Here is an 11,048-nt window from a genome sequence, read left to right as displayed (position 1 = left end):
CTAGCCCAGTGTGCGATTCCGGAGAACGCCGGTGCAACTCTGCCTAAAGCGCAACCGATGCAACCGAAATCAAGCCAAGGGCCAGAAAGGATGCCGCCCCCCATCGCAGATACATGCGCAGGATGGTGCGGTTGGCATAATTCTCGAACAGACCATTGCTCGCCAGATGATGTGTGAGGGCGGATCGTCGGGTCATGCGTTCGTCGTCCGGTTGCAGTTGAAGTCCACGGACAACATGCCCTGCCCCCACCCACCTGTCTGTGACGCCCGTCACTGTGATCCCCGTCACTTCCCGCGCCGTCTTTCGTCGCTAGGTTTAAGGCACCACAAAGCACGGAGAGCATGATGATCACCTCGCAACACAACACCCGAAAGCTGATCGGACGCAGCACCCTGATTGCGACCGGAATGCTGACCGGCGGCCTGGGCGGCGCCCTGTTCGTCATCTTGGCGGCCGCCACCGGTATTTAGGCACGCGAACGCCTTTTCGATGCCAACTGAACAACTTAGGATGCACCTCATGTTCAATCGCTCCGCCACTCTCTTTACTGTCGTCACGATCGCATTGACCTCGGCCTCGGTCGCACACGGCCAGGGCAATGTCGGACGCGCCGGCGTCGCCGCCGCCGTGCGCGGCAATGTGGTCCTGGTGGCGGCCGCACCGCGCCCGGAAAGCCGCGCCGTCGGCCAGAATGTGCAGAGCGGCGACCCGGTTTTCCTCGGAGACACCATCGAGACCGGCCCCGACTCCGGCCTGCAGATCATGCTCATGGATGAGACGATTTTCACGATCGGCCCCGATGCCGCGTTAATCATCGATGAGTTCGTCTATGACCCCGAGACCAGCGCGGGCAAGGTCACCGCATCGGTTCTGAAGGGTGCATTCCGCTTCGTCTCCGGTCGCGTCGCCAAGGAAGAGCCGCGCAATATGAATGTGAAGACCCCCGTCGGGACCATCGGCATTCGCGGCACGTCGGCGGCCGGCCGTGTCATCCCGGCCAACCCGAACGATCCCGACAGCGAAATTTCGGCCGACATCGTGCTGCTCGGCCCGGGCGTCGACAACAATGCGAACGAACGCGCCGGCCGCATCATCGTCTCAAACGCCGACACCTCGGTAGAGATTTCGCGGTCGGGCTTCGGCACGAACATCGCCGGCATCGACGCCGCGCCGACAATCCCCGTGCGCTTCGAGCCCTCAGTTGTGTCCGGCCTGACCGGTGATCTCGGCACAAATGGCGGCGCGCGACCCGCATCCCGGCCAGCGGCGGGGTCCGATGCCCAGAACGCAAACGATCAATCGGGCGGCGGTGACGGCGATCAATCGAACGGTGATGCCGGCCCGGACAACGGCAACGGTTCGGCGACGGCCCAGCCCGCAGGGTCGGCATCCGGATCAACGTCCGGGTCAACGTCCGGCACGTCGACAGGGTCCGCGAGCGGACCGTCGAGCGGACCGGCCGCAGGCCCGAACACGGCGGGCAATCCCGCGGCCGGTGGAAATGTGGCGGCCGCACCCACCGTCGGCGGCGGGGCGGCCGGCGGCATCGGCCTCGGACAGGTCGCGGCATTGTCGGGACAGACAATCGGCGCCGGCGTCGTGAATGCCGGCGTGCTGAGCCAGCTCGGCACCAGCCAGAACCAGGCCCAGCAGCTCCTGCTTGCCGCGGTCGAAGAAGGTGCCGGGTCATTCAACAACACGATCGCGACATTTTCCCAGCTGCAGGCGATCGAGACCGGCACCGCGACCTTCGAATTCGGCACGATCGATCTGAAATATGTCAGTGGCGACCATACCAACAGCGGCGGCAGCTACAACGCGTCCGCCAAGATCGATTTCGGCGCACGGACGATCGATCTTACGGTGGCGAGCATCAGCTATTTCTTCAACGGTGGCGCCGGGCAGTTGACGGTGTTCAACGACGAAAACGGCACCGGCCCGACCGCCGGAACGTTTGACAGCGACAACGGCCCGGTGGCGAAAACTTGGGATTCGGCCGTCGACACGGCAAATTTCCCAACGGCACCGACCGACGGCGCGAACGTAAAGGTGTCTGCGGCGATCCTGAACAATACCGAAACGGGGGTCATTGCCGCCTCCGGTCAGATCAACGTGCGGATCCAGGAGAATGGCGGCAACACCGTGGTCGCCGGCGGCAATACAGTCGCGAAACAGTAGGCACCGGTATCGGCGGAAGCCCTAGCTGGCTTTCAAGGCGCCAAGAACCTCCGGCGCCGCACCGGTCAGCATCCGCAAATCCGATGTCGGGGTCACCATGTCGAATCCGTCCGCGATCATCCGGGCCGCATAGTCGATCCGGGTGGCGTGGACCCCGGCGCGAATGCCTGCGCCGTGAGCCGTCTCCAGAATCTGCGCGATCAGGTCCGCGACGGGGCCCTCGAAATTATCGTGCTTGGGCGGATGGCCGTGGGAAAACGCCAGATCCGTGGGCCCGATATAGACCGCGTCGAGCCCGGGCGTCTGGGCGATTTCCTTGAGGTTCGCCACCCCTTCGCGGGTCTCGATCATGGCCAGGGTGAGGAGTTCCTCATTCGCGTGTTCGAGATAGTCGGCCCCGCCATACAGTGTCCCGCGATACGCGCCGTTCGATCGGTACCCGTCAGGCGGATAGCGGCACGCACCGACAAATCGCTCCGCGTCATCCCGGTTGTTGATCATCGGGCAGATAATGCCGTAGGCGCCGGCATCGAGGACCCGCATGATGACCGATGGTTCGTTCCACGGCACCCGGATGATCGGCACCGCATCCGTCGCCGACATGGCCTGCATCATCGGGATGGCATCGGGCACGTCGAGGGGGCCGTGCTGCAGATCGATGGTGATGCTGTCCCAGCCCTGATGCGCCATGATTTCGGCCACATAGGGGCTGGGCACCGTCAGCCAGCCATTGACCGCCGCCTGACCCGACGCCCAAATCTCACGAAGTCGGTTCTTGCGCATGAAACCCCTGCTCCTGCCGATTGTCCGAACCGGCAGTTTGGCATGCGCACAAGTCGATCACCACCGGCGCAGATCTTCGCTCAGACGGACTGCCGTGCGAGGATCTCGGCGCGCAGCCGGGCCTGGCGTTCGGCCGTCAGCGGATAGCGCCAAACAATGGCAACGGCCGCGAGCTTGAAAATGATCGGACAGACTGCGAACAGAAAGGCGAGCACGAGCAACGATTCCGCGTCGTTGTACATATCGGGCACAAACCCGACCATATCGAGCAGCTTGAGCGAAATCCCGACGACCAGTGCCGCGGCGGCCTTCGCCGCCATGGCCCAGACCGCGTAGAAGATTCCGGTGCGCTGCTTGCCGGTCTCCAGAACATCCTGGTCCACCACGTCCGCCAGCATCGAGGCGGGCATCGCCAGGTCGGCGCCCAGCGTGATTCCGGCGACCGTCGCGACGAACAGGAATGGAATCACGTCGCCCGAACCGAGGAACGGCACGATGGAGAATGCGAAAATCGCGAGGATCAGCGCGTAGCGCCAGGCCACATGCTTGCCCAATCGGTTCGCGACAAACATCCAGATCGGCGTGCCCGCTATCGCGGCGACGAAATAGACGGCCAGATAAATGGCAGTCCAGTCCGGGCGTTCGATCACCTGCTTCACGTAGAAAAACAGCAGCGTGACGGGAAAGGCATTGGCGAGCCCGTTGACGAAGTAGCAGGCGAGAATTCGCAGATAGGGCTTGTTGGATGCCATGAGGCGGATGCCCGCCCGCCAGTCCATGTCGGCGCCCGTGCGCCGGACGGGGATAGGGGGCTCGCGCACGAGCAGCGCCGTGACAATAATCGGAATGGGCAGCAAAAGCGTTCCCACAACGGCGATCAGCGCCAGCGCGTCGCGCGCGGGGAAGAAGGCCGTGCCACTCTGGTTCGCGACAACAAACAACAACGCCGCCCCCAATGTCCCAACCACCGCAAACAGATGGCGGTAGAGGAATATCCGGCTGCGCTGATGATAGACCGTGCTGAGCTCCGCTCCCATCGCAGTGTAGGGCATGAACAGCGCGGTGCCCGACGTAAACAGCACGAAACTCCAGACCCCGAGATGGACGGCGCCGGCATCGGGCGGCGGCAGGAAAAGTTTGTAGACGGCGAAGGTCAACGGCACCCAGGCGAGCACCATCCACGGGATGCGGCGTCCGAACCGGCCGCGCGTCTTGTCGCTCAACCATCCGATCAACGGATCGGTTGCAAAGTCCCAGAGACGGGTGACCAGGATGATGACTCCGACATCACCCATGGACATGCTGCCGAGCGACGAATACACGCGCGGCACAAACATGAACATGCCGATCGCGAGCAACGAGATCGGCATGGAAATCGAGCCGAACACGATCAGCGTCGTCAGGTTCAAACGTTCCGTGGCATGATCTGCCTGTGCGGTCATATGTTCGCGTCGCGGGGCCAAGCCCGTTCCCCATCACCTGTCAATCCGACACCCCCTGCCGGACCCTAGATATAGCTCCTGGGAAAGCGCGTGGCTGTAACGTAGTTGTTAACCTGCCACCGGCGTGATTTTCTGACGGTCAACGTGAGGGCCTTGAGAAAACAAGGCCGAAATCAGACAAGAGTTCGTAGAGGCGTCAAATGAGCACCGATCCCGTATACGCAGAATCACTTGGCGCCCTCGAAGCGCGTGTGCGCCATGAGCTTGCGCTGCTCGATCATCCGAAAAACGCGTGGGTTCCGCCGCGCAACCACAGATCGGGGCTGCCGGTCTTCGACGTGTTGATGGTGGGTGCCGGCCAAAGCGGGCTCGGCACATTGTTCGCGCTGGGTCGCGAGAAAGTGACGAACATTTTGGCGGTCGACCGCAGCCCCGCCGGCCGGGAAGGCCCCTGGGTCACCTTCGCCAGGATGCGCCAGCTTCGCACCCCCAAGGACGCTGCGGGGCCCGCGCTGGGTATCCCGTCTCTCACGCCGCGCGCCTGGTATACCGCGCAATACGGTCCCGCCGCCTGGGACGCGCTGGTCCGAATTCCGCGCACCGACTGGCAGGAGTACCTGAACTGGTACCGCAGAATCCTCGACCTGCCGGTCTGGAACGAAACCGAAGTCGGCCCGCTCACGCCGGACGAGCCCGATAACCCCGACAGCCTGATCCGGGTACCGCTGACGGCCACCGGGCCGAACGGTCACACCGAGACCGTACTTGCGCGCGAAGTCGTTCTCTCCAATGGCCTCGAGGGATGTGGTGTCTGGCACATTCCCGAGATCCTGACCGACAATCTGCCCGCCGATCGCTACGTCCAGGCCAACACGGAATTCGACACCGCCGTGCTGCGCGACAAGCGCGTGATCGTGATCGGCGCAAATGCCGGCGGCTTCGATTCCGCTGCCGCGGCCCTCGAAGCCGGGGCCACCAGTGTCGACCTCCTCGTGCGCCGGGACGAAATCACACGCGTGAACGCCCACCGGCCCATCGACAGCGTCACCTGGCTCAAGCATTTCGAGGATCTGGATGACGCCACGCGGTGGCGTCTTATTGTCCATGTCATGCGCAGCCACCAGCCACCGCCCCAGGACAGCTTCGACAGGGCCGCCGGGATGCCGGGCTTCCGGATGCTTGAGGGTGCGGCCATGACGGCGGCCTACATGGCTGACGACGAGGTGATCATCGAGACAGCGGCGGGCGATACGCTGCACGCGGATTTCGTTATCGCCGCGACGGGCTTCATCAACGATTTCTGTCTGCGGGTCGAAACTTCCGCGATTGCCGACAAGATCGCGCTCTGGCGTGACTGCTACACGCCGCCGGACGGCGAGGACTGGGCGCCCATGGGCACTTACCCCTATTTGGGAAAATCCTTCGAGTTCACGGAGAAGACGCCCGGTACCGCACCCTGGCTGCACCACATCCATTGTTTCTCACTGGGGACCAAGCCGAGCCTTGGTCTCTCCGGCGCCTCGGCGCCTGCCATGCGCTATGGCGTTCCCCGGCTGGTCCAGGCGCTGACACGCTGCCTGTTCCTGGACGACGCGGAATATCACGCAGACGCACTACTGACGTTCGACGATGAAGATCTTGTTGTCTGAACGCGGGCGCCGCGCCTAGCTCCCGGGCACTTCGCCGGGGATGTGTGCGAACGCCTCTTCCGGCACGAAATCGAGCTGGCCCGACCCGCCGGGCTTCAGCCAGTACAGCTCGAGCGTCGACGTCACTTGCTTCTCGAAATAGAGCAGGCGCAGCGGGTACCAGCCCAGCGTGGTGATCTCGACCGGGACCAGTTCGGAGAACCGGTCGCTATGCACATCGGGGTCATGCACGACCCGGACGCCGCCAATATTCAGGTCCACCCCGTCATTGGACCGCATCGCGATGGTGTAGGTGCCCGCAACGGGAAAATTCAGATATCCTCGAATGTCCGCGCCGACATGGTCCGTCCGCCCGCTGGTCAGGACTTCCCCATCGCCGACGAAATAGTCGAGGATCAGGATCGGCTCGCCGGGCACACCATCCCGGTATTTCGCCCAGTCGGGAATCTCGCGCGTGTTGTCGAACTTCTTGAAGTAATAGGTGACCGCGAGGCCCGGCTTCAGCTCCGCGGCCGCCGGCTGCGGCGTGGCCGGCTTCAGGCCGGAGACCAGGTCCGCGGCCATCGCACCCGGCGCGGCAAGGGCCAGCGCAGCGGCGAACAGCGTTGCTGCGATCCAGCCGCGCATTACCGGGGCCCATCCGGATTGCCGACCGTCCAGTTCCACGGCCGGACCTCCACATCGGCGAACAGCCCCGCCTGGGAATAGGGGTCGGCGGCGGCGAAATCGCGCACGGTCTCGATAGTGTCGCCCTCAACCACGATGAGCGAGCCCGTGACCCGCGACCCGTCTTCGCTGGGCGTCGGCCCGGCCATCAACAGCCTCACCTCCTTGCCGTGATCGCGCAGATATGCGAGATGCGCCTCGCGCGTCTGGTTGCGCAATTCGATGCCGTCGTCCCTGTCGGTATTGACGATGATGAAATGCAACGCCCCCTCCCCCGTTTATACCGGTTTCCGTCCGGCTATTTCACCCGCTCAAGGACGGTCGCGATGCCCTGCCCGACCCCGATGCACATGGTGCACAGCGCGTATTTCACATCCCGCTCCTGCAGCTCGTAAGCCGCGGTGGTGGCGAGACGCGCGCCGCTGGCGCCCAGCGGATGGCCGATTGAAATGGCGCCACCGTTCGGATTGACATGCTCGGCATCGTCGGCGAGCCCGAGATCGCGCGTGACCGCCAGTGCCTGGGCGGCGAAGGCCTCGTTGAGCTCGATCACATCGATATCACCGATCTTGAGGCCGAGCCGTTCGAGCAGCTTGTGGGTCGCAGGTGCCGGGCCGAAACCCATGATCCGTGGCGGCACACCCGCCGTCGCCGTCCCGACGACCCGAGCGATCGGGGACAGGCCATATTTCTCCACCGCGTCCTCCGACGCGATAATCATGGCACATGCGCCGTCATTCACGCCCGAGGCATTGCCCGCCGTGACACTGCCGCCCTCGCGGAACGGCGTCGGCAATTTTTCGAGCGCCGCCATATCCGTGCCCGGGCGCGGATGTTCATCGGTGTCGACCACCACCGGATCACCCCGGCGCTGGGGCACTTCGACGGATACGATTTCCCGTTCGAAACGCCCGCGCTCCTGTGCTGCCTTCGTGCGTTGCTGCGACCGAAACGCCAGCGCGTCCTGGTCGGCGCGCGAAACCTGGAATTCCTCGGCCACGTTCTCGGCGGTCTCCGGCATGGCGTCAACGCCGTACTCCGCCTTCATCTTCGGATTGACGAAGCGCCAGCCGATGGTCGTGTCCTCGACCTGGTTCGATCGCGAAAAGGCGCTGGTCGCCTTGGGCATGACGAAGGGCGCGCGCGACATGCTCTCGACGCCGCCGGCGACAATCAGGTCGGCCTCGCCGGTACGGATCGCCCGGGCAGCCGCGGTCAGCGCCTCGAGTCCGGAACCGCAAAGCCGGTTCACGGTTGCACCGGGAACATCGGAGGAGTAGCCGGCCAGCAACAGCGACATGCGCGCGACGTTGCGGTTGTCCTCGCCCGCCTGATTGACATTGCCGTAGTAGACCTCGTCGACCTTGTCCCAATCGACATTGGGGTTACGGTCCATCAGCGCCTTCATGGGGATGGCGCCGAGATCGTCGGTCCTTACGCTCGACAGGGAACCGCCATAGCGGCCGAAAGGCGTGCGCACCGCATCGCAGATATAGGCTTCGGGCATTTTATCTCTCCTGTGTAATTCGTTGGTCAGGCCGCTGTCGGGCGGCGCCCATGGAAGGCGTCATCGAGCAACGCGCGGATTCCCTCGCGCGTGACCGGTCGCGGGTTGTAGTAGGGATTTTCCACGGCGATATCGGCGGCGCGATCGAGATCGGCCTCCGTCATGCCGAGGTCGCGCAGCGCCAGTTTTGCGCCGATCGCGCCCGCCAGATCGAACAGCGCGCCCGCCGGATCGTCGGTCTCCAGCGCCCGCGACAGGCGTTCCCGCGCATCGGGCGCGGCACCAATATTGTATGCGGTCGCATGGGGGATCACGATCGTATGGGTATCGGCGTGGGGCAGGTTGAAGCTGCCGCCCAGCGTGTGACACAGCTTGTGATGCAGCGCCATGCCGACCGCCCCCAATGATGCCCCGGACAGATAGGCGCCATACAGCGCATCGGTGCGCGCATCCATATTGTCGGGCGCGCGCACGACCAGCGGCAGCGCGCGCGCAAGCGCACGCACGCCTTCCTCGGCCATCATCGAGACAATGGGATTGGCGGTCTGTGAATACATCGCCTCGACGCAATGGGCGATCGCGTTCATGCCGCTGGGGGCGGCGATCTGCGCCGGCAGCGTGCGGGTCAGCGCGGGATCGTACACCACAGTTGTCGGCAGCACCTTCGTGTCGCGGCCGGTCTTCTTGATTCCGTCCTCGGTCAGGCCCCAGATCGGCGTCATCTCCGACCCGGCATAGGTGGTCGGCACGGCGATGATCGGCAGCCCGAATTCGAGCGCGATAGCCTTGCCGAGACCGATGGTGGAGCCGCCGCCCACAGCTACACATGCATCTGCACCGAGCCGCTCCGCTTCTGCGCGCGCGGCCTGCGCCACCTCGATGGGAACATGCATCTCGGCCTTGTCGTAGACCCCGGCGGACCGGTTCCCCAACCGGCGCGCCACGTCTTCGGCCTGCTCACGTTGTTGCGGGGTGGAGAGCACCAGCGCCTTGGCAACATCCAGGCGTGCGACCTCCTCGGCCAGCCGGTCCAGGCTCCCGAGCCCGAACACCACGCGACCCGGCAGGGCTTCGTAGACGAACTCACGCATGAACATTCCTCCCCAGAAATCGCGGCGAAACTATTGCACACCGGAATGCCCGCATACAGGCCGACGCAGCGCCGGCACGACCGACCGGTTCGCCATACGAACCGCCGCCGGAAGCCGCGAGAAAGGCCGCATTTCCGCCTATGTGCTGTCCTACAGCCAAGAGAATGTGATTACGCCCGATCTCGCTCCGCCCCTATGTTGAAACCATGCGAATGCTTTCACACCCGCATCGGGCCGCATCCCTCGCCACAGCGCTGTTCCTCGCGGCGGCCACGCCGTCTCTGGCACAGGGCAACACACCGCCACTGCCGGGCGCCGAACTCAGTAACGCCGAGGTCCAGGCACTGTCCCGACAGATTCTCCAGCTCGGCACGCTCGAGCGTAACGGCGTGATGGCCCGCCTCGTGGAACGGGGTGACACCGACGTCGTGCCCGCGCTGATCCAGTCGCTCCGGTTTCTGGGACAGGACCCCTGGACCATCGTCGACGCGCTGAAGGTCCTGACCGGCGAGGATCACGGCACGCGCTGGCATGACTGGATGCTATGGCAGGAAGGCCGGCCGGACATCACCCCGTTCGAGGGATTCGACGCGTACAAATCCTGGGTCTACGCCCATATCGACCCCAATCTGGGTGCGTTTCTCTATGCGGGCATGCCCCACACGATCCGGCTCGAGGAAATCGCATGGGGCGGCGTCATCAAGGACGGCATCCCGGCACTGGTCAATCCGAAGCACATTCCCCCCGCCGAGGCCGACTACATCACCCCCGACGAGCTGGTATTCGGCGTCGAGATCAACGGCGACGCCCGCGCCTACCCGCTGCGGGTGATGGACTGGCACGAGATGTTCAACGATGTGATCGGCGGCGTACCGGTAGCACTCGCCTATTGCACACTGTGCGGCTCGGGTATCCTGTTCGAGACCGACGTGGCGGGCCGCGCGGCACCGTTCGAGTTCGGCTCATCCGGCTTCCTGTACCGCTCCAACAAGCTGATGTTCGACCGGGAATCCGACTCCCTGTGGAACCAGTTCACGGGCAAACCGGTCGCCGGAAAACTCGTCGGCGCCGACATCGAACTCAAGGTCCGCCCCGTCGCCGTCACCAGCTGGGCGAAATGGCATGCACGCCATCCCGACACGACGGTTCTCTCGCTGGATACCGGATTCGAGCGCGACTATACGCCCGGCAGACCCTACGCGCCCTATTTCGACAGCCCGGACCTGATGTTCCCGGCCCGCGTCCATGACACACGGCTCGCACCCAAGGATTATGTCTTCGCCCTGCGCATGCGTGATGCGGAAAAAGCCTGGGCGCTCAGCCTGTTCGAGGATCAGCCGGTGATCAACGACACGATAGATGGTCGCGCGATTGTCCTCGTCGGCGATGCAGACTCGCGCACGGTGAGGGCCTATGAGGCCGGCGACCGGGACTTCGCTGCCCATGCCACCGAGACCGGGATCCTTGTGTCAGGCGGCAACTGGCGCATCACCGAGGCCGCGCTGGTCTCGGACGCGGGCAAGACCCTGGCGCGCTTGCCGGGACACATCGCCTACTGGTTCGCCTGGCAGAATTTCCGACCCGGTGCGGAAACCCGCTTCGAATAGGGACGGGTGCGACCGCCGCCGCCAAAAAGCGCATGGCTGCAAGAACCAGATCGTGTCTCCCGCCGATCCGGGCTTTGGTTTAGGCTTTCCCCCAACCGTTCCCGATTGACGGACAACGCCATTC

General features: G+C 64.3%; 11 protein-coding genes. 4 read left to right on the top strand and 7 right to left on the bottom strand.

The annotated features are described in order from the left end of the window. Window positions 1-43 precede the first annotated feature (43 nt). Window positions 44-196: a hypothetical protein gene (locus ABJ363_08745; GenBank protein MEP4379072.1), complete on the bottom strand. Its 153-nt coding sequence runs from the start codon at window positions 194-196 to the stop codon at window positions 44-46. A 149-nt stretch (window positions 197-345) separates the two neighbouring features. Here ABJ363_08745 and ABJ363_08740 point away from each other — a divergent pair, with 149 nt between their 5' ends. Together ABJ363_08740 and ABJ363_08735 are read left to right on the top strand one after the other, a co-directional pair. Beyond that, a complete protein-coding gene (locus ABJ363_08740) occupies window positions 346-471 on the top strand; it encodes a hypothetical protein (GenBank protein ID MEP4379071.1) in 126 nt (41 codons plus the stop codon). Between the two features lie 49 nt (window positions 472-520). Beyond that, the gene (locus ABJ363_08735; protein ID MEP4379070.1) at window positions 521-2,179 is read left to right on the top strand and encodes a FecR family protein; all 1,659 of its coding nucleotides are present in this window, start codon (window positions 521-523) and stop codon (window positions 2,177-2,179) included. Between the two features lie 21 nt (window positions 2,180-2,200). Here ABJ363_08735 and ABJ363_08730 read toward each other — a convergent pair whose 3' ends face one another. Further along, on the bottom strand, window positions 2,201-2,962 hold the full coding sequence (locus ABJ363_08730; protein MEP4379069.1) for an aldolase/citrate lyase family protein: 762 nt from the start codon (window positions 2,960-2,962) through the stop codon (window positions 2,201-2,203). An 80-nt stretch (window positions 2,963-3,042) separates the two neighbouring features. Next, window positions 3,043-4,404 (bottom strand): MFS transporter, encoded by a 1,362-nt coding sequence (locus ABJ363_08725; protein MEP4379068.1) that lies wholly within the window; start codon window positions 4,402-4,404, stop codon window positions 3,043-3,045. Window positions 4,405-4,604: 200 nt separating this feature from the next. Here ABJ363_08725 and ABJ363_08720 point away from each other — a divergent pair, with 200 nt between their 5' ends. Further along, window positions 4,605-6,053 carry a SidA/IucD/PvdA family monooxygenase gene (locus tag ABJ363_08720; GenBank protein ID MEP4379067.1) on the top strand — a complete coding sequence of 483 codons (1,449 nt, stop codon included), beginning with the start codon at window positions 4,605-4,607 and terminating at the stop codon, window positions 6,051-6,053. Between the two features lie 15 nt (window positions 6,054-6,068). Here ABJ363_08720 and ABJ363_08715 read toward each other — a convergent pair whose 3' ends face one another. Genes ABJ363_08715 through ABJ363_08700 form a run of 4 tightly spaced genes read right to left on the bottom strand, consistent with a single transcriptional unit; the run spans window position 6,069 to window position 9,317 of the window. Beyond that, entirely contained in the window at window positions 6,069-6,719 is a 651-nt protein-coding gene (locus ABJ363_08715) for a PA14 domain-containing protein (protein MEP4379066.1), read from the bottom strand. Further along, entirely contained in the window at window positions 6,680-6,982 is a 303-nt protein-coding gene (locus ABJ363_08710) for a YciI family protein (GenBank protein MEP4379065.1), read from the bottom strand. The genes ABJ363_08715 and ABJ363_08710 overlap by 40 nt, the downstream gene beginning before the upstream one ends. Window positions 6,983-7,017: 35 nt before the next feature. Beyond that, entirely contained in the window at window positions 7,018-8,226 is a 1,209-nt protein-coding gene (pcaF, locus tag ABJ363_08705) for a 3-oxoadipyl-CoA thiolase (GenBank protein ID MEP4379064.1), read from the bottom strand. A 26-nt stretch (window positions 8,227-8,252) separates the two neighbouring features. Further along, window positions 8,253-9,317 carry a maleylacetate reductase gene (locus tag ABJ363_08700; protein MEP4379063.1) on the bottom strand — a complete coding sequence of 355 codons (1,065 nt, stop codon included), beginning with the start codon at window positions 9,315-9,317 and terminating at the stop codon, window positions 8,253-8,255. 212 nt (window positions 9,318-9,529) lie between these two features. Between ABJ363_08700 and ABJ363_08695 the strand changes: the two genes are divergently transcribed. Next, window positions 9,530-10,924: a DUF3179 domain-containing protein gene (locus ABJ363_08695; protein ID MEP4379062.1), complete on the top strand. Its 1,395-nt coding sequence runs from the start codon at window positions 9,530-9,532 to the stop codon at window positions 10,922-10,924. The last annotated feature ends 124 nt before the right edge of the window (window positions 10,925-11,048 follow it).

It is taken from the genome of Alphaproteobacteria bacterium (assembly GCA_039980135.1).
GTDB lineage: Bacteria > Pseudomonadota > Alphaproteobacteria > UBA6615 > UBA6615 > UBA8079.
This window is presented reverse-complemented; position numbering and strand designations above follow the sequence as displayed.

Excerpts from the sequence above, each read along its gene's own strand:
- ABJ363_08740 (MEP4379071.1), top strand. The coding sequence starts at position 346 with ATGATCACCTCGCAACACAACACCCGAAAGCTGATCGGACGCAGCACC.
- ABJ363_08725 (MEP4379068.1), bottom strand. The coding sequence starts at position 4,404 with ATGACCGCACAGGCAGATCATGCCACGGAACGTTTGAACCTGACGACG.
- pcaF (MEP4379064.1), bottom strand. The coding sequence starts at position 8,226 with ATGCCCGAAGCCTATATCTGCGATGCGGTGCGCACGCCTTTCGGCCGC.
- ABJ363_08730 (MEP4379069.1), bottom strand. The coding sequence starts at position 2,962 with ATGCGCAAGAACCGACTTCGTGAGATTTGGGCGTCGGGTCAGGCGGCG.
- ABJ363_08700 (MEP4379063.1), bottom strand. The coding sequence starts at position 9,317 with ATGCGTGAGTTCGTCTACGAAGCCCTGCCGGGTCGCGTGGTGTTCGGG.
- ABJ363_08720 (MEP4379067.1), top strand. The coding sequence starts at position 4,605 with ATGAGCACCGATCCCGTATACGCAGAATCACTTGGCGCCCTCGAAGCG.
- ABJ363_08735 (MEP4379070.1), top strand. The coding sequence starts at position 521 with ATGTTCAATCGCTCCGCCACTCTCTTTACTGTCGTCACGATCGCATTG.
- ABJ363_08695 (MEP4379062.1), top strand. The coding sequence starts at position 9,530 with ATGCTTTCACACCCGCATCGGGCCGCATCCCTCGCCACAGCGCTGTTC.
- ABJ363_08745 (MEP4379072.1), bottom strand. The coding sequence starts at position 196 with ATGACCCGACGATCCGCCCTCACACATCATCTGGCGAGCAATGGTCTG.